This window comes from Pseudomonas sp. SCB32 (assembly GCF_009189165.1).
Classification (GTDB): domain Bacteria; phylum Pseudomonadota; class Gammaproteobacteria; order Pseudomonadales; family Pseudomonadaceae; genus Pseudomonas.
The window spans coordinates 1836507-1854620 of the sequence record NZ_CP045118.1 but is presented as its reverse complement, the minus strand read 5'-3'; the positions used below and the strand labels follow the sequence as shown (position 1 = coordinate 1854620).

Here is an 18114-nt window from a genome sequence, read left to right as displayed (position 1 = left end):
TCGGTTCTCGAATTCAGTCGTTGATCAGCCGGCCCTTGCGGAACGGCTCACGCCCGGCCACCTTGGCCAGCCAAAGCCCTGGCTGGGCGTAGCGCCCACGCTCGATGGCGAACAGCACGCCGGAAGTCCCGGCACAAACGGTGCTGACCTTGTCGTTCAGCGGGTCGACCACCTCGAACAGCGCGTCGCCCTTCTCCACCCACTCCCCCGCCTTGCGCAGGAAGCTCACGACACCCGCATGGGGCGCGTGGAGGTATTCGGTGCCTTCGAAGGGCATGCCTTCGCAGCATTCAGCCGGGGCCGCCGGCCAGTCGCCGTCGATCAGGCCCTGCTCGGCGAGGAAGCCGAGGATGGCTTCGGCATTGGCCTGGGCCTGGTCGACGCGGGTATCAGCCACGCCGCCCAGCTCCACAGTGGTCGCCAGGCACGCCAGCGGAATCGCCGCCTGCGGGAAGGCCTGGGACAGGCGCAGCCAGGGCAGCGAGCAGGATTCGTCGAAAGAGCTGCCGCCGGAATCTTCGGCGAGCAGCGCGACGCCAGCTTTCAGGCGCGCAGCCAGGGATTTCCAGCGCGGCCAGTGCTGCGGGATCGCGTAGACATGGATGGCGGCGTCGAAGTCGCAGTGCAGGTCGAGCACCACGTCGGCGTCGCAGGCGTGGCGCAGCAGGATGCGCTGCATGCCCTGCAGCTCGGACGAGGCCGGCGGCAGTGCATCGAGGCCGTCACGCATGACCTGGCGAATCAGCTCGACGTTGGCGGCTTCATCGGCACCCAGTTTGTCGCCGACACGCTCGGCCACCAGCGCGGAGAGCTCGACGAAATCGCGGTTGAAGTTCTTCCCGCTGCCGAACTCGAAACGGCCCAGGTGGCTGGCTTGCAGGGTCTGCCCCAGGCCGATGGGGTTGGCCACCGGTACCAGCTCGACAACGCAGTTCAACTGCCCGCGCGACTCGAGGTCGGCCAGGCGCTGCTTGAGTTCCCAGGCGGTGCGCATGCCCGGCAGCTCGTCGGCGTGCAGGCTGGACTGGATGTAGACCTTGCGCGGGCCCTTGCCGTAGCGGAACACGCTCAGGCGGCGCTCGCTACCCAGGCTGCTCCACGGCAGTTGATGATCGATACGTTCCACAGTCGACTCCTCAGTGCTTGCGCGGCGCAAGATAAGCCAGCCAGCGGCGCTCGGCCGCCTTGAACAGGCGCACCAGGGTGAAGGTCATGATCAGGTAGAAGATGCCAGCGGTGATGAAGGCCTCGAACGGCAGGTAGTACTGCGAGTACACGGTGCGCGCGGCGCCGGTGATGTCCACCAGGGTGACGATGGAGGCCAGGCTGGTGGTCTGCAGCATCATGATCACTTCGTTGCTGTACTGCGGCAGCGCGCGGCGCAGGGCCGAGGGCAACAGGATGCGGCGGTACATCTTGATCCGTGACATGCCCATGGCCTTGGCCGCCTCGATCTCGCCATGCGGAGTCGCGCGAATGCTGCCGGCGAGAATCTCGGCGGTGTAGGCGCTGGTGTTGATGGCGAACGCGGCACAGGCGCAGAAGGTGGCGTTGGACAGCAGCGGCCACATCGCGCTTTCACGCACGAACTCGAACTGTGCCAGGCCGTAGTAGATGAGGAACAGCTGCACCAGCATCGGAGTGCCGCGGATCACGTAAGTGTAAAGCCAGGCCGGCAGGTTCACCGCCGGGCTCTTCGAGCAGCGCATCAGCGCCAGCGGCACCGCCGCCACGAGGCCGAAGAACAGCGAGATCGCCAGCAGCTTGAGGGTCACCAGCAGGCCGTTGAAGTAGAGCGGCAGGCTGTCCCAGATGACGGAGAAGTCGAAAATCATGATCAGGCTCCCTGTCTCAAAGCTCGGCGACTTTCACGCCGACCGAATAGCGGCGTTCGAGCATGCGCAGCAGTACCAGGGAGACGGTGGTGACCACCAGGTACAGCGCCGCCACGGCGAGGAAGTAGGTGAAGGGTTCGCGGGTCGCGTCCGAGGCCTGCTTGGCCTTGAACATCATGTCCTGCAGGCCGACCACGGAGATCAGCGCGGTGGCCTTGACCAGCACCAGCCAGTTGTTGGTGAAGCCGGGGATGGCCAGGCGGATCATCTGTGGCACCTGGATGCGGAAGAACACCTGAAGCGGGCTCATGCCGTACGCAAAGCCGGCCTCGCCCTGCCCTTTCGGGATGGCCATGAAGGCGCCACGGAAGGTCTCGGACAGGTAGGCGCCAAAGATGAAGCCCAGGGTGCCGACGCCAGAGGCGAAGGGGTTGAGGTCGATGTAGTCCTCATAGCCGACCATGGGCGCGACCCAGTTCACCGCAGCCTGGCCGCCGTAGAAGATCAGCAGGATCAGAACCAGGTCCGGCACGCCACGGATCACGGTGGCATAGAGGTCGCCACACCAGGCCAGCCACTTTACCGGCGACAGGCGGATGGCGGCACCGAGCAGTCCCAGCGCGATCGCCAGGGCCATCGACAGCAACGACAGCTGAAGCGTCAGCCAGGCACCATCGACGATGGTGGCTCCGTAGCCATTGAACATAGTTTCGTACCTCTGGATCGGACGCCGTCCGCAACCGCACGGACGCTGCAGGGCGATCACCCGACGCGGGATCGCACCCAATAAAAAAGTGGCACAAACTTCAGGAAAGGACCCGGGTTTGCGCCACTTTCGTGGACGTTGATCAGTTCCCGCCGTAGACGTCGAACTTGAAGTACTTGTCCTGTACTTGCTTGTACTTGCCGTTGGCACGGATGCCGGCGATGGCCGCGTTGAATTTCTCGACCAGGGCGGTATCACCCTTGCGCACGGCGATGCCGGCGCCACCACCGAAGTACTTCGGATCGTTGTATTCCGGGCCTACGAAGGCGTAGCCCTTGCCGGCATCGGTCTTGAGGAAGCCGTCGTCGAGGTTGACCGAGTCAGCCATGGTCGCGTCGATGCGGCCGGAGACCAGGTCCATGTTGGCTTCCTGCTGGGAGCCGTAGCGCACCACTTCGATGCCGGCCGGGGCCAGTACGTCGGTGGCGTAGCGGTCATGCACGCTGGCGCGCAGCACACCGACCTTCTTGCCCTTCAGGTCCGCCAGCGGATCGTTCAGAGTCGCGCCTTCCTTCATCACGAAACGCGCGGGGGTGTGGTAGTACTTGTTGGTGAAGTCGACGGACTTCTTGCGCTCATCGGTGATGGTCATGGACGAGAGGATGGCGTCGATCTTGCGAACCTTCAGTGCCGGGATCAGGCCGTCGAATTCCTGCTCGACCCAGGTGCACTTGACCTTCATCTCTTCGCACAGGGCGTTGCCGATATCCACGTCGAAACCGGCGAGCTTGCCATCGGGCGTCTTGAAGGAGAACGGCGGGTAACCGGCTTCGATGCCGATGCGGACAGGCTTGTCGTCAGCGTGGGCAACCAGGGAAAGCGCGGACAGGGCCAGCGCACCGAGAAGTGCAAACTTCTTCATCAGTAACTCCTTCGAGGGTAAGACTTCGATTGGCAGGAGGAAGGGGTTGGCCCAGGCTGCCCGGCAGAAGTGAAGGTTATTGTTTCTCTGCGCATTGCCGGCGTGATTCTTGTGAAAAGCACGCCTACCGGGGTGAGCGGCATTCTAGCGACAGCCCCTGAGCGGTTATTTCTTCAATGCGACAAGTAATTATAGAAGCGCTGGAGACAGAGCCCCTGCGGCTTGACGGCGCGGATAATACGTGACGTAGAAGTGCGTAGTAAAACCAATTTTACCTGCAGTTATCAGGCCAACAATTTAGATATTCAGTATTCATGCGGGTTGCGGAAAACCGACCCACTCGAAGTCGACGGAAATTACGCACCAAGGTTGTGCGAATTGTTTCCTGACGCCTCAATTTGTCGCGCCGAAATGTTACCGGGGAGCAGGTAGCGCACTGTAGGAGCGAGCCTTGTCAGCGAATCGCACGGCATTGAGCCACTCGCGGGCACAAGGCCCCAGCGTATCCAGGTGAGAGCAAAGTCATCCGCGAGGGATTTCGCGGACAAGGTCCGCTCCTACGGGAGCCAAAGCAGTGCGGAGCAAGCTGCTCTGTAACAGCTCTTGAAGACTTCCAGAGAAATCTCCGCGCACTCCAGCGCCCCTTCAGGAGGCCGAGTGGAATCGGAGTTTCAGGGGTTGAGCGGCATGGATGCCGCGAGAGCGTCGTTGGGCCAGGGATGGCCCGTCGACGCGTGCCCCTGAAACTTCGATGGAGCGAGGGGACCCTGGCGAAGCCGGGGCCGGATGCAGGGGCAAGACATTTGCCCACTTTGGGTGGGGCGGCCATCCGTCGTTTGCCAAAGCGGGTCGCCCGAGGGGGCGAAACCAAATACATCAGCACACGCTGAAGCGGCGCATGAACATCCAAACGAGAACAAAAGGCATCGCGGACAAAGTCCGCTCCTACAGAAGATGCACCGAACCCAGCCTGTAGGAGCGGACTCTGTCCGCGATCCGCCGGCAAGGCCGGCGTCAGGCAGGGTTCGCGAGCAAGCTCGCTCCTACGAAAAGCCAAAGCCCAAAAAGAAAAACGCCCCGGCAAGCGGGGCGTTTTTCATCGAGCGTAGGATCAGGCAGCGCGCATGGACTGGTGCGTCTCCACCAGATGCTGCACCACACCCGGATCAGCCAGGGTGGAGATGTCACCCAGGGCGTCGTACTCAGCCGTGGCGATCTTGCGCAGGATGCGGCGCATGATCTTGCCCGAGCGGGTCTTCGGCAGGCCCGGCGCCCACTGGATCACGTCCGGGGTGGCGATCGGGCCGATTTCCTTGCGTACCCAGGCACGCAGCTCCTGGCGCAGCTGCTCGCTGTTTTCCTCGCCGGCATTCAGGGTGACGTAGACATAGATGCCCTGCCCCTTGATGTCGTGCGGCACGCCAACCACCGCCGCCTCAGCCACTTTCGGGTGGGCGACCAGCGCGCTCTCGATCTCGGCGGTGCCCATGCGGTGGCCGGAGACATTGAGCACGTCATCCACGCGGCCGGTGATCCAGTAGTAGCCGTCCTCGTCGCGACGGGCGCCGTCGCCGGTGAAGTACATGCCCTTGAAGGTCTTGAAGTAGGTGTCCACGTAGCGGTCGTGGTCGCCGTACAGGGTACGCGCCTGGCCCGGCCAGGAGTCGAGGATCACCAGGTTCCCCTCGGTGGCCCCTTCCAGGATGTTGCCCAGGTTGTCCACCAACGCCGGCACCACGCCGAAGAACGGCTTGGCGGCGGAGCCCGGTTTCAGGCCATGGGCGCCCGGCAGCGGAGTCATCAGGCAGGCGCCGGTTTCGGTCTGCCACCAGGTGTCGACGATCGGGCAGCGCGACTGGCCGACAGTCTCGTAGTACCACTGCCAGGCTTCCGGGTTGATCGGTTCGCCAACCGAACCCAACAGACGCAGGCTGGAGCCGTCGGCGCCTTCGACCGCGGCCTTGCCCTCGGCCATCATGGCGCGGATGGCGGTCGGCGCGGTGTAGAGGATGTTGACCTTGTGCTTGTCGACGATCTTGGCGACGCGGGAGATGTCCGGATAGTTCGGTACACCCTCGAACAGCACGGTGGTCGCGCCGTTGGCCAGCGGGCCGTAGACGACGTAGGTGTGGCCGGTGACCCAGCCGATGTCGGCGGTGCACCAGAAGACTTCGCCCGGACGGTAGTCGAACACGCGCTCATGGGTCAGCGAGGCGTAGACCAGATAGCCGCCGGTGGTGTGCATCACGCCCTTGGGCTTACCCGTGGAGCCGGAGGTATAGAGGATGAACAGCGGGTCCTCGGCGCCCATCTCCTTCGGCGCGCAGGTGGAGCCTGCGACCTTCATCAGGTCCTCGAACCACACGTCGCGGTGCTGGTTCCACTTGATGTCCGAACCGGTGCGCTTGCAGACGATGATCTTCTGCACGCTGTTGGTTTCGGGGTTGGTCAGCGCGTCGTCGACATTGGCTTTCAGCGGGGTCTTCTTGCCGCCGCGCACGCCTTCGTCGGCGGTGATCACCACCTTGGAGCGGCAGTCGATGATGCGGCCGGCCAGGGCTTCAGGGGAGAAGCCGCCGAATACCACGGAGTGGATCGCACCGATGCGGGCGCAGGCCAGCATGGCGACCACGGCTTCCGGGATCATCGGCATGTAGATGGTCACCACGTCGCCACGGTGCACGTCCTGGCCACGCAGGGCGTTGGCGAACTTGCAGACCTGCTCGTGCAGCTCGCGGTAGGTGATTTCCTTGTGATCCGCCGGATCGTCGCCTTCCCAGATGATGGCGACCTGGTCGCCGCGTTCGGCGAGGTGGCGGTCGAGGCAGTTATAGGAGAGGTTCAGGGTGCCATCGGCGAACCACTTGATGTCCACGTGGTGGTCGTCGAAGGACGTCTGCTTGACCTTGGTGAACGGCTTGATCCAGTCGATGCGCTGGGCCTGCTCGCGCCAGAATCCGTCGGGGTTGACCACCGACTGCTGGTACAGCTTCTTGTAGGTGGCCTCGTCGGTCAGAGTGGTCGCGGCCACTTCGGGACGCACGGGGTACACGGATGCCGCAGTCATGGCGTTCTACCTCGGTGAAGAGTGTTGTTTTTGTTGCCGTCAGTTGTAACGGCGACACCCTCCTCCGAGCCATTCGACCATGGTATTACCACTCGGGGCCCCATACTGATGGGCCCCATAAGTGCGACTTCTGGCGGTTGTACGTGACGTCAGTCCAAAGCAGTACGCCCATGCTGCGCCATCATCCGCTCGTGCTCCTCGAGCATGCCGGGCACGCAGTCACGGAGGAACTCCACCCAGGTGCGGATCTTCGCGTCGAGGTACTGCCGCGAGGGATACAGCGCATAGACGTTAAGGTGGAAGAGGCTGTAGTCGGGCAGTACACGCACCAGGCTGCCGTCCTTGAGCCCCTGCACGGCGGAATACACCGGCAGCGCGCCGATACCCATGCCGGCACGCACCGCCTCGGTCATGGCGTCGGCGGTGTTGACCTGGAAATGGGTATGGTTGACGCCGACCAGCTCCTGGCCGTCCGGGCCGTCGAACAGCCACTTGTCCAGGGACATTACCGAGTTCACCAGGCGCAGGCAGCGGTGCTCGGTGAGCTCGGCCAGCTTCTTCGGCATGCCGCTGCGCGCCACGTACTCGGGGGATGCGCAGAGCACGCTGTAGGTCTTGCCGATGCGCTTGGAGACGAACCCCGAATCCGGCAGCTCCTGAGCGATGACCACGGAGATGTCGTAGCCCTCGTCAAGGATGTCGGTGATGCGGTTGGCCAGGGTCAGGTCGAAGCTGACCTCCGGGTAGATCTCGCAGTACTGCGAGATCGCGCGAATGAGGTAATGCTGGCCGATGCCGGTCATGGCATGGACCTTCACCTTGCCATGAGGGCGCGCGTGGGCGTCGCCGGCCTCCGCTTCCGCTTCCTCGATATAGCCGAGGATCTGCTGGCAGCGCTGCAGGTAGCGCTGGCCGGCTTCGGTGAGGGCGATGCGGCGGGTGGTGCGATGCAGCAGGCGGGTGCGCAGGTGCGCTTCGAGTTTGGCCACCGTCCGCGAGACGTAGGCGGTAGTGAGGTCCATGCGCTGGGCGGCGGCGGTGAAGCTGCCGGTTTCAGCGACACAGACGAAAGCACGCATGTTATGCAGCAGGTCCATCATTTCTCCGTAAGAGCCTGTCGGCGCGCCACGGCGGGCGGCCCCTGCAACGGCGCTCGACCGAGCAACGCCTTGTTACAGATTCATGACAGGCGGCGAATTGTCGCATACCTGCCGGGACGGGATTATTGCTCTTTCAGACAACAATAATTCATCCAACCGTCAGCTTATCCTGCCCCCCGGCGCACTTCTAGAATCGCCATCCCCAATGCGGTATCCGCAAAATCCCAGGAAAAGCAGCCGTGCTCCGCCTTTCGTGCAACGTGCTCCCACCCCTTCGCTCCACCTCCCGACTACAGGGTCCTGCAGGCCCGATCCCCACCAAAAGCCAGACGAGATAAGCCCGATGAGCAGTCTCTCCGTGCGCCTGCCCAAGGCTGCCGCGCTGCGCTTCGCCCTGTCCGACTGGGCGCATACCGACGGCGTCACCTGGATGTTCATCCTCAAGACGCTGATCACCGCCTTCACCGCGCTGTGGCTGGCCTACCGGCTGGAACTGCCGCAGCCAAACACCGTGCTGGTGAGCGCCTTCATCGTGCTGCAGCCGCAGAGCGGCCAGGTGCTGGCGAAGAGTTTCTACCGCATCCTCGGCACCCTCGCGGGCCTCACGGTGATGGTCACCTTCATTGCCCTGTTCGCCCAGGAGCGCGTGCTGTTCCTGCTCTGCGTGGCGATCTGGGTCGGCCTGTGCACCGCCGGTGCGGCGCGCTACCGGGATTTTCGCGCCTACGCCTGCCTGCTCGCCGGCTACACCGCGGTCATGATCGGCATCCCCGCCACCCTGCACCCCGAAGGTGCCTTCATGCAGGCGCTGTGGCGGGTGATCGAGATCACCCTGGGAATCCTCTGCACCGGCGTGGTCAGCGCCGTGGTGCTGCCACAGACCAGCACCGCCGCCCTGCGCAACGCGCTGAACACCCGCTTCGGCGATTTCGCCGGCCTCGCCAGCGCCGGCCTCAACGGCACCCTCGACCCCGAGCGCTTCGAGCAGTCCAGCGCGCGTATCGCCGCCGAAGTGGTGGGTCTGGAAAGCCTGCGCAACGTCACCGCCTTCGAAGACCCGCATATGCGCCTGCGCAGCGGCCGCCTGGCGCGCCTGAACAGCGAGTTCATGCAGCTGACCACCCGCTTCCATGCCCTGCAGCGCCTGCTCGACCGCCTGCGCCAGCGTCAGGCCAGCAATGTGCTGGAAGTGCTGATGCCGTGCCTGATCGACGTCAGCGAACTGCTCGCCAGCTGGCACGGCCGCCCGCTCACGGAAAGCGACGCCGAGCGCCTCAGCGTGCAACTGGAGCTGTGCAAGCACCATCTGATGCCGCGAATCCGCGAGGCCCGCGCCACCCTCGGTCATACCTGCCCGAGGGAAGCCGACCAGCTGGACTTCGAGACCGCCGCCGAGTTGCTCTACCGCTTCGTCGACGACATGCACAATTATGCGCAGACCCACGCGTCGCTCGCTGCGCACAAGCACGAGCGGGAACAGTGGAAGGAGCGCTTCACCCCCAAAGCCAACGCCCTCGCCGCCGCCGTTGCCGGCTTCCGCTGCGCGCTGCTGGTGATCGTCGGCGGGGTGTTCTGGATCGAGACGTCCTGGCTCAGCGGCGCCACCTTCGCGCTGACCTCGGTGCTGATCGCCGCCCTCTCCTCCGCCTCGCCCAATCCCAAGCGCCTGTCGCTGCAACTGACCCTCGGCACCCTGCTCGGCGCCACCCTCGGCTTCATCCTCACCTTCCGCGTGCTGCCGCACATCGATGGCTTCCCGCTGCTGTGCTTCGTACTCGCGCCGGTGTTCGCCCTCGGCGCCTTCCTGATCACCCGGCCCAAGTGGAGCGGCTACGGGGTCGGCCTGCTGGTGTGGTTCTGCATCGCCTCGCTGCCGGCGAACCTGGCACGCTACGACGCCTACACCTTCATCAACGAGTACCTGGCGATGCTGCTGTCGATGGGCATGGCGGTGGTCGCCTCGATCGTCATCCTGCCGCCCAATCGACCATGGCTGTGGGAGCGCCTGGAAGCCGAGTTGCGCCTGCGTGTGGTACGGGTGATCAGCGATCCGCTGAAGGGCTTGTCGTCCAGCTTCGAAAGCGGCACCCGCGACCTGCTGAACCAGGCCTATGGGTTATCCACAGGTCGCCCGGACGTGCAGCGCCAGCTGCTGCGTTGGACCTTCCAGGTGCAGGAGATCGGCCTGTCGATCATCGAACTGCGCCGCGAACAGGAAGCGCTGCCCAAGGAGCCCTGGTATGCGGAACGCATGCCCTGGCGCCGCGCCATCCGCGCGCTGGGACGTGCGCTGATCCGGCTGTTCATCCAGCCCAGCGAAGGCAATCGACAGCGCGCGCTGGCGGCGGTGGAACATGCCATCCACGCGACGCGCTCCACGGACGATCGCCGGCCACCGCACTTCGACTCCTCGCCGCTGCGCCGGGTGTGCAGCTACCTGCACTTCATCCGCACCTCGCTGCTCGATCCGCAGTCGCCGTTGCGCGATTGAGATCGCGCGCACGGCACTGCCATATTTCGTTGGAGCGGACTCCGTCCGCGATGGCTTCCGGCGCGATGCGGGTCAATCGCGGACGGAGTCCGCTCCTACGCAGGCCGGCAACCCCGCCGCGAATCCCTCGAACCTGCGACCTTCCGCCGCAAAATCTGCCCTGAAACCCGTGCCACGCCTGGATTGTTGTCTCTGAGTACGAAGTCTTGTTGGCGCCTGGATATATGACTCAGATCAGGCAAATCCTATTATTTCCGTGCTGTTACAGCGCGCGCCGCAACACCACCCAAGACCCGTAATCATCCCCAACGCTTCCCGACGGAGCCCTCGGCTCAGCGTCACGGACACGTCATGCCCGGACGCCGGGAACAAGGCAGGTAATTTCATGAAAGCTGTAGTCATCCTGGCCCTGGCCGGTTTCTCGACGCTCGCCCTGGCCGAGCAGGCGAATGCCGGCGACCAGGCGCAAAGCGCGGCCGTGGAGCAGTACACCTACGACATGAAGCTGGACGTCGCCCACGTGATCTCCACCACCGACGTTTCCACTCAGTGCGGCATCGTGCCGGCACGCATGACCTACGAAGACTCCCAAGGTCAGCGCCACACCGTCGAATATCAGGTGTGGGGCAATGGCTGCTCCGGCGGCTAACAGGCTTAGAACCCGCCCTGCTCTAGCTCGTCGGATCAGGAGCAGGTTCCAAGACATTCCCGCCGGGGCTCCACGCCGCCCCGACGGGAATGTTCCAAGCCCTTACGGCTGCAAAGCCGCCTTCGCAAGGTTGCGACTGTGCGCTCCAAAGTGCCGGATCAATTGCAGAATCTGCTCATCCAGTTGCTCATCGTGCCGGAACGGCGCCAGTGAGTTCCCCTCGCTGAAATCCCCCGCCGGCGTCTTTTCACTCTCAAGCCAATGACCGATGGCCGCATCAAATGCCGCCGCATGGGCATGGGACTCGCTCGCCACCACCTCACGCAGATACTCCGTCGAGTACGGTTGATAACTTCCATCGGTACTGGTATCGGCGTAGGCCGCCAGCAAGGGCGACTGTCCACCCTGGCGCAAGGTCTCGCGCAGCCAATCCACCTGATAGCGCTCGACTCCGGTATGCCGGTCCGCCACGCGCTGGATCGCCGCCTGCTTGTCGGCATCGAAGCCCGCCATGGACTTGCCCGCCGTCCACAGCATGCTGCTGGTGGTTTCGCCCGGCAGCGGCGTCGAGTGATAGGGCTGGGTCATGTCCTGGATGTAGTGCATTGCCCAGCCAAGGAAGCGGTAGCCCCAGTACGGATGGCCGTTCTCGAAGGCGAAGCGCGCCAGGCCGTAGAACTGATAGGCGCGCCACTCCGGCCAATTGCGCTGCAGATACGGCGCGCCAGCGAAGATGATCGCGTCCTCGTGGTAGAAGCCCATGTGGAACGGCGCCTGGGAGCTGAACTCGTAGCGCGGATCGCCGAACGGCTGGGTGCCGAAGCCGTAGCGCTGGCCAGCCTCGCCGGGGTTGTCGCTGAACAGGTTGATGTCGTGGCCGAAGTCCGGCTCGTCGGCGGCGCTGGCCAGCACGTCCAGCGCCGGGATCTTCTCCCCCGACTGCAGTTGCACGAAATGCCACGGGTTCCAGCCGGACAGATTGTGGAACACCAGCACATCGGCCGGCTTGAGCGCGACATGGCCCGGCAGTTCGCCCCCCGGCGGCGGCTGCACGGCGGTGGCCAGCTTGATCTCCGGGTTCAGGCGCAGCGCCATGAGGAACGCCTTGCCCAGGTCGTCGCGACCGTCTTCGGTCAGGCGCAGGTCGTCCGGACGCGGCGGATACTCGCGGAAGTGTTCGCGGGCATAGGCTTCCTGCTCGTCGAGCAGCTTCACCAGGCCCGCACGCTGCTGGCTGAGGAAACTTTCCAGCGGCTCGACCTCGACCTCCGGCGCCTGCACGATCGCCGGCAATTGCTGGAGGGCGATGTAGCTGCCCAGGGTGTGATTGGACCAGGCCCAGAGGCTCTGCGGCAGAACCAGCAGACCGGCCAGCAGGCAGGTTGAAAATCGCTTCATCGGCTTTTCGCTCTTATTTGGCAGTGCAATGCGGAAAATTCCGACGCAGCCTAACAATCCGAAGCCACGCCGGCACTGTCGAAGCCTGCCAGCATGTGTCACGGATAACGCCACGGCTGACCATCATCAATGGCGCGAACCGCCCCAGCCACTACACTTGCCCGGCATGGAAAGGCACCGCGGCCACGCGCGTACCGACCACTCGAAATAAGGGCGTCCCCATGCTGCAATCCGTTTCACCCAAGCACGACCTCCCCCTCAAACCCGATCCAGCCGAACCCCGCAGTGGCGCCCTCGCCCCCTTCAGCATTGCTGCGTTCCGCATCATCTGGATCTGCAACCTGTTCGCCAACCTGGGCACCTGGGCGCAATCGGTGGCGGCCGCCTGGGTGGTCACCGAGGCCCATGCCAGTCCGCTGATGGTGGCGATGATCCAGGTCGCCTCGGCGTTGCCGCTGGTGCTGCTGTCGATCATGTCCGGCGTGCTGGCCGACAACCACGACCGGCGCAAGATCATGCTGGTAGGCCTGACGGTGGAACTCTCCGGCGCGGCGCTGGTGACGGTCCTGGCGTTCATGGGCTACCTCGACCCACTGCTGCTGATCGTGTCGATCCTCTGGCTGTCGCTGGGCAGCTCGATCACCATTCCCGCCTGGCAGGCGGCGGTGAACGAGCAGGTGCCACCGCGCATGCTCGGCGATGCGGTGCTGCTCAACAGCGTCAACTACAACGTCGCCCGCGCGGTCGGTCCGGCCATCGGCGGCCTGCTGCTGTCGGCCACCGGGCCGTCCTGGGTGTTCCTGTTCAACTGCCTGTGCTACGCCGCGCTGATCTGGGCGATCTGGCAATGGCGCCGCGACGTGCCCAAACGCACCCTGCCGCCGGAGCACATCTTCGAGGGGGTGATCGCCGCACTGCGCTTCACCCAGTACTCCAGCGTCACCCGCCTGGTGATGATGCGCTCGGCGGTCTTCGGCCTGTCGGCCAGCGCGATCTGGGCATTGTTGCCGTTGCTGGCACACCGCAACCCGGACGGTAGCGCCTCGGTATACGGCTACATGCTGGGCGCCCTGGGCCTGGGCGCCATCGTCGCCAGCACTGTGGTCAGCAAGGCCCGCCAGTGGCTTGGCAGCAGCCGGCTGATCAGCTTCGCAGCCGCCACGCTTGCACTGGTCATGCTCATCCTGGGCTGGGTCGACAATCTCTGGGTGATCTTCCCCGCGCTGGTCCTGGGCGGCGCCTGCTGGATCGCCGCCGTGGCCACCTACAACTCCGCCGTGCAGATCCTCGTGCCCGACTGGGTCAAGGCACGCGCCCTGGCGCTCTACCAGACCGCGATCTACGGCGGGCTTGCCGCAGGCTCGTTCCTCTGGGGCCACTTCGCCGAAACCCTGGGCGTGCAGGGTGCACTGGTCGCCGCCGGCTGCCTGCTGCTGGTCTCGGTGGCGCTGCTGTACAACTCGCGCCTGCCGGAACTGGACGCCAGCAATATCGCCCGCGCGCCGGGAGGCGTACCGGGCCCGCCGACTTTCGTGTTCAACCCGGAGCGAGGTTCGGTGCTGGTATCCATCGAGTACCGCATCCCGGCCGAGCGCACCCGCGACTTCGTCCGCGCCGCCAAGCCGCTGCGCCGCCTGCGTCTGCGCAACGGCGCGGAACGCTGGGCGCTGTACCGCGACGTGAGCAACCAGGAAATCTGGCAAGAGCTGTTCCTGGTGGACAACTGGATCAGCCACCTGCGGATGCTCGACCGCCTCACCCTCGAGGACAAGACCATCATCGACAACGTCACCAGCCTGCATGCGGGGGATGCACCGCCAGTAACCCGGCACGGGGTGAGCTACGAGTCGGGAAGTTACGAGGCACCGCCGGAGACGTTGGGATAGTGGCGTAGAAACAAAAACGCCTCTCGGTCAGGAGAGGCGTTTCAGGTGACGCGGAAGGGTTACTCCGCTGCCGGCTTCTTGCGCTTGAGCGGCGCCAGGCCGTCCTGGCTCACAACCTTGGACGGGCCGGTCTTGGGCTTGGCGGCGGGCTTCTTCTTCGCGGGGGCCTTGCTGCCGGTCTTCTTCACATCGTCCTTTTTCTTCTTGGTGCCGGCAGCCTTGCCGGAAGCCTTGACCTTCTTCGGCCCCTTGTAGGTGCCCTTCAGCTCCTTGATGACACGCAGCTCGAAGCGCAGCTTGAGGTAGCGCTCGATGCTCGACATCAGGTTCCAGTCGCCATGGCCGACCAGCGAGATCGCGGCACCCGAGGCGCCAGCGCGGCCGGTGCGGCCGATACGGTGCACGTACTCGTCGCCACGACGCGGAATGTCGAAGTTGATCACCAGGTCCAGGCCGTCGACGTCCAGGCCACGGGCGGCCACGTCGGTGGCGACCAGAATCTTCACCGCGCCCTGCTTCAGGCGCTCGATGGCCAGCTTGCGGTCCTTCTGGTCCTTCTCGCCGTGCAGCACGAATACCTTGTGCCCGGCGGCGATCAGACGACCGGTCAGGCGGTCGGCGGCGACGCGGGTGTTGGTGAAGACGATGGCCTTCTCATAGGTCTCGTTGGCCAGCAGCCACTGCAGCAGGGCTTCCTTGTGGCCGACGTCGTCGGTCAGGATCACCTGCTGGCTGACGTCCTCGTTCAGCTCGCTGACGCGGTTGAGCTGCAGGTTCTCCGGCTCGCGCAGCACTTTCTCGACCATCTCATGCAGGCCGCTGCCGCTGGTGGCGGAGAACAGCAGGGTCTGGCGCTCTGTCGGGCACTGCGCGGCGAGCTTGAGCACGTCCTCGGAGAAGCCCATGTCGAGCATGCGGTCGGCTTCATCGAGGATCAGCACTTCCACGTCGCCCAGCGGCAGGTTGCCGGCGTTGAACTGCTCGTTCAGGCGGCCCGGGGTGCCGATGATGATTTCCGGATTCTTGCGCAGGCGCGCGCCCTGCACCTTGAAGTCTTCGCCGCCGGTGATCAGGCAGGCCTTGATGAAGGTGAACTGGGCGAAACGCTCCACTTCCTTGAGGGTCTGCTGGGCCAGCTCGCGGGTCGGCAGCAGGATCAGCGCGCGGGCGCCGCTCTTGGGCTTCTCTTCGCTCAGCAGGCGGTGCAGCAGCGGCAGCACGAAGGCGGCGGTCTTGCCGCTGCCGGTCTGCGCCGTCACCCGCAGGTCGCGTCCCTCCAGGGCCTTCGGGATGGCCGCGGCCTGGACCGGGGTCGGCTCGGAGAAGGACAACGAATCGAGCGCCTTGAGCAGGCGTTCGTGCAGGGCGAATTGGGAGAACAAGGCAGACCTCGATATCACGTAAAGACCAAATAGCTGCATAGCGTAACCGATGCGCGGGTTTTATTCGCCGGTCGCAATCGGTACGGCATGCGTCGCGTGCGGGACAGAAAGGCTCGGAAGCCGCTCCCAGACTGGCCGCAACGCCCAAAAACGCCGCACAAGGAACGCCGCGATGACGCACCGCCCGACCGCCGCCGAACGTCTGGAGCGCTTGCCGCTGAGCCCTTACCACCGATTGATCTTCGTGATCATCGCCCTGGCGTTCTTCTTCGACTCCATGGACCTGGCGATGATGACCTTCCTGCTCGGCTCGATCAAAGCCGAGTTCGGCCTCTCCAGTGCCCAGGCCGGCCTGCTGGCCAGCTCCAGCTTCGTCGGCATGGTGATAGGGGCGGCACTGTCCGGGTTGCTCGCCGACCGTTTCGGGCGCAAGCCGGTATTCCAGTGGAGCATCGTGCTCTGGGGCATCGCCAGCTACCTCTGCTCCACTGCCGGCGACGTGCAGCAGCTGACGTTCTTCCGCGTGCTACTGGGAATCGGCATGGGCATGGAGTTCCCCATCGCCCAGTCGCTGCTCTCGGAAATGATCCCGGCGCACAAGCGCGGCAAGTACATCGCGCTGATGGACGGCTTCTGGCCACTGGGCTTCATCGCCGCCGGCTGCCTGTCCTACTTCGTGCTACCGGTAGCCGGCTGGCGCAGCCTGTTCCAGCTGCTGGCGTTCCCGGCGATCTTCGTCCTGGCGATCCGCTTCATGATTCCGGAATCGCCGCGCTGGCTGGAGCAGGCCGGACTGCTCGAGCAGGCCGGACTGCTCGAGCAGGCCGAGCGCTCCTTGCAACGCATCGAAGCGCGGGTGATGGCCTCGCTCAAGCTGACCAGCCTGCCCGAGCCACGTCCGCTGGCGCGTCCGGAACCGAGCGCACCGGGCTTTTTCCGCGCCTTCGGCGAACTCTGGTCGCCCACCTACCGCCGCCGCACCCTGACGGTCTGGAGCCTGTGGTTCTTCGCCCTGCTCGGTTTCTACGGCCTTACCTCCTGGCTCAGCGCTTTGTTGCAGCAATCGGGCTTCGCCGCCACCCAGTCGGTGTACTACACGGTGCTGATTTCCCTGGCCGGCATTCCCGGCTTCCTCTGCGCGGCCTGGCTGGTTGAGCGCTGGGGGCGCAAGCCGAGCTGCGTACTGATGCTCCTGGGTGGCGGCGCCATGGCCTACGCCTACGGGCAAACGGCCGTGTTCGGCGGCAGCCTGGGCCTGCTGATCGGCTTCGGCCTGGCCATGCAGTTCTTCCTGTTCGGCATGTGGGCGGTGCTCTACACCTACACGCCGGAGCTCTACCCCACCTCGGCGCGCGCCACGGGCTCGGGCTTCGCCTCGGCGGTCGGACGCATCGGCTCGTTGCTCGGCCCCACCGTCAGCGGCCTGATCCTGCCGGTGGCTGGTCAGGGAGGCGTGTTCACCCTCGGCGCCCTGTGCTTCCTGCTCGCCGCCAGCGTGGTCTGGGCCTTCGGCATCGAAACCCGCGGCCGAACCCTGGAGGAACTCGCTGGCTGACGCACTACCCAACGCAGGCAGGAATCGGACGAACGTACCAGCACCCCGCTGCCGCCGTGCAATGCTCTGAACGAGCCCTCTGCAACGCAGAAACAGGGTGCACTCGACTCTCATTTATTTCGTCACTGCCAGCCTCGACGGGCACATCGCCCGGCCCGATGGCAGCATGGACTGGCTGCGGGGCTACGACAGCGCGACCGACGACCCCGGTCATGGCGCCTTCTACGCCAGCATCGACGGACTGCTGATGGGACGGGTCACCTACCTGCACCGCCTGGATCAGGGCGACTGGCCCTATCCGGACAAGCCCACCCTCGTCCTGACCCGCGCCAACCACCTGCCCCTGGCCAGCCCTCGCGTCGAGCTGATCCATTGCCCTCCGAGCGAAGCCCTGAAAGCCCTGCAGGCCAAGGGCTGCCAGCGCATCTGGCTGGTCGGCAGCGGGAGCCTGGCGGGAAACTTTCTTGCCGCGGGGTTGCTCGACGAGTTGATCGTCAGCATCATCCCGCAGCTGCTCGGCGCTGGAATCCCACTGTTCAGCATCGGGCTCGAGCAACGTCTGCAACTGCTGGAACAGCGCAGCTTTCCCAGCGGCATCGTGCAATTGCGTTACCTGGTCCTCAAGGAAAGCCGCTCGCCATGACCCTCGCCACCATCAGCATCGCCGCCGCCTGCCTGCTCGACGACAGCGGACGCCTCCTGCTGGTGCGCAAGCGCGGCACCCAGGCCTTCATGCTGCCCGGCGGCAAGCACGAGCCCGGCGAAACCTCGGTACAGGCCCTGCTGCGCGAACTGGATGAAGAGCTCAACCTGCGCCTGACGGAAAACGCACTGACGTCACTGGGGCGTTTCCAAGCCGACGCGGCCAACGAGCCCGATACCCAGGTCGACGCGCAGGTCTACGTCGCCGCCCTGCCCCACCCGGTAAGCCCGGCGGCGGAGCTGGAAGAGCTCGCCTGGCTCGCGCCCACCGACAACGCCCTGCACAACCTCGCCCCTCTCGTGCGCGAGCAAGTACTGCCCGCCCTTCTCCTGCACGTGGGCTGATCCCGGGTCACCGCATAAACCTGCATTTCGTCGGGTTTTTACCTGCGACAGCACGCCTCGCATGGCTTTGCGCCAT

General features: G+C 64.9%; 14 protein-coding genes. 6 read left to right on the top strand and 8 right to left on the bottom strand.

Annotated elements, in window-relative coordinates; translation table 11 throughout:
- Positions 1–13: 13 nt before the first annotated feature.
- The 6 genes from GA645_RS08780 to GA645_RS08755 all read right to left on the bottom strand — a co-directional run bounded on the left by GA645_RS08780 (position 14) and on the right by GA645_RS08755 (position 7627).
- The gene (locus GA645_RS08780; protein ID WP_152221875.1) at positions 14–1126 is read right to left on the bottom strand and encodes a succinylglutamate desuccinylase/aspartoacylase family protein; all 1113 of its coding nucleotides are present in this window, start codon (positions 1124–1126) and stop codon (positions 14–16) included.
- Positions 1127–1136: 10 nt separating this feature from the next.
- Positions 1137–1835, bottom strand: coding sequence for an ABC transporter permease (locus GA645_RS08775; RefSeq protein WP_152221873.1), 699 nt, complete (start codon positions 1833–1835; stop codon positions 1137–1139).
- A 16-nt stretch (positions 1836–1851) separates the two neighbouring features.
- Entirely contained in the window at positions 1852–2541 is a 690-nt protein-coding gene (locus tag GA645_RS08770) for an ABC transporter permease (protein WP_152221871.1), read from the bottom strand.
- 142 nt (positions 2542–2683) lie between these two features.
- Entirely contained in the window at positions 2684–3463 is a 780-nt protein-coding gene (locus tag GA645_RS08765; RefSeq protein ID WP_152221869.1) for an ABC transporter substrate-binding protein, read from the bottom strand.
- A 1111-nt stretch (positions 3464–4574) separates the two neighbouring features.
- Positions 4575–6530 carry an acetate--CoA ligase gene (acs, locus tag GA645_RS08760; protein ID WP_152221867.1) on the bottom strand — a complete coding sequence of 652 codons (1956 nt, stop codon included), beginning with the start codon at positions 6528–6530 and terminating at the stop codon, positions 4575–4577.
- Between the two features lie 149 nt (positions 6531–6679).
- Entirely contained in the window at positions 6680–7627 is a 948-nt protein-coding gene (locus GA645_RS08755; protein WP_152221865.1) for a LysR family transcriptional regulator, read from the bottom strand.
- A 346-nt stretch (positions 7628–7973) separates the two neighbouring features.
- Between GA645_RS08755 and GA645_RS08750 the strand changes: the two genes are divergently transcribed.
- Both GA645_RS08750 and GA645_RS08745 read left to right on the top strand, forming a co-directional pair.
- The gene (locus GA645_RS08750; protein WP_152221863.1) at positions 7974–10121 is read left to right on the top strand and encodes an FUSC family protein; all 2148 of its coding nucleotides are present in this window, start codon (positions 7974–7976) and stop codon (positions 10119–10121) included.
- A 385-nt stretch (positions 10122–10506) separates the two neighbouring features.
- Positions 10507–10770 (top strand): DUF2790 domain-containing protein, encoded by a 264-nt coding sequence (locus GA645_RS08745; protein WP_152221861.1) that lies wholly within the window; start codon positions 10507–10509, stop codon positions 10768–10770.
- Positions 10771–10872: 102 nt separating this feature from the next.
- On the opposite strand, the gene GA645_RS08740 is transcribed toward GA645_RS08745, so the two are convergent.
- Positions 10873–12168 (bottom strand): phospholipase, encoded by a 1296-nt coding sequence (locus GA645_RS08740; protein WP_152221859.1) that lies wholly within the window; start codon positions 12166–12168, stop codon positions 10873–10875.
- A 221-nt stretch (positions 12169–12389) separates the two neighbouring features.
- On the opposite strand from GA645_RS08740, the gene GA645_RS08735 reads away from it, so the two are divergent.
- Positions 12390–14054, top strand: a complete 1665-nt coding sequence (locus tag GA645_RS08735; RefSeq protein ID WP_152221857.1) for an MFS transporter — start codon at positions 12390–12392, stop codon at positions 14052–14054.
- A 59-nt stretch (positions 14055–14113) separates the two neighbouring features.
- Here GA645_RS08735 and GA645_RS08730 read toward each other — a convergent pair whose 3' ends face one another.
- Positions 14114–15451 (bottom strand): DEAD/DEAH box helicase, encoded by a 1338-nt coding sequence (locus GA645_RS08730; RefSeq protein WP_152227988.1) that lies wholly within the window; start codon positions 15449–15451, stop codon positions 14114–14116.
- Positions 15452–15608: 157 nt separating this feature from the next.
- Here GA645_RS08730 and GA645_RS08725 point away from each other — a divergent pair, with 157 nt between their 5' ends.
- The 3 genes from GA645_RS08725 (at position 15609) to GA645_RS08715 (ending at position 18038) form a co-directional block, all read left to right on the top strand.
- Complete coding sequence (locus GA645_RS08725; RefSeq protein ID WP_152221855.1) at positions 15609–16991, top strand: MFS transporter; 1383 nt, start codon at positions 15609–15611, stop codon at positions 16989–16991.
- Positions 16992–17088: 97 nt separating this feature from the next.
- Entirely contained in the window at positions 17089–17634 is a 546-nt protein-coding gene (locus GA645_RS08720; protein ID WP_152221853.1) for a dihydrofolate reductase family protein, read from the top strand.
- The gene (locus GA645_RS08715; RefSeq protein WP_152221851.1) at positions 17631–18038 is read left to right on the top strand and encodes an NUDIX domain-containing protein; all 408 of its coding nucleotides are present in this window, start codon (positions 17631–17633) and stop codon (positions 18036–18038) included. The genes GA645_RS08720 and GA645_RS08715 overlap by 4 nt, the downstream gene beginning before the upstream one ends.
- The last annotated feature ends 76 nt before the right edge of the window (positions 18039–18114 follow it).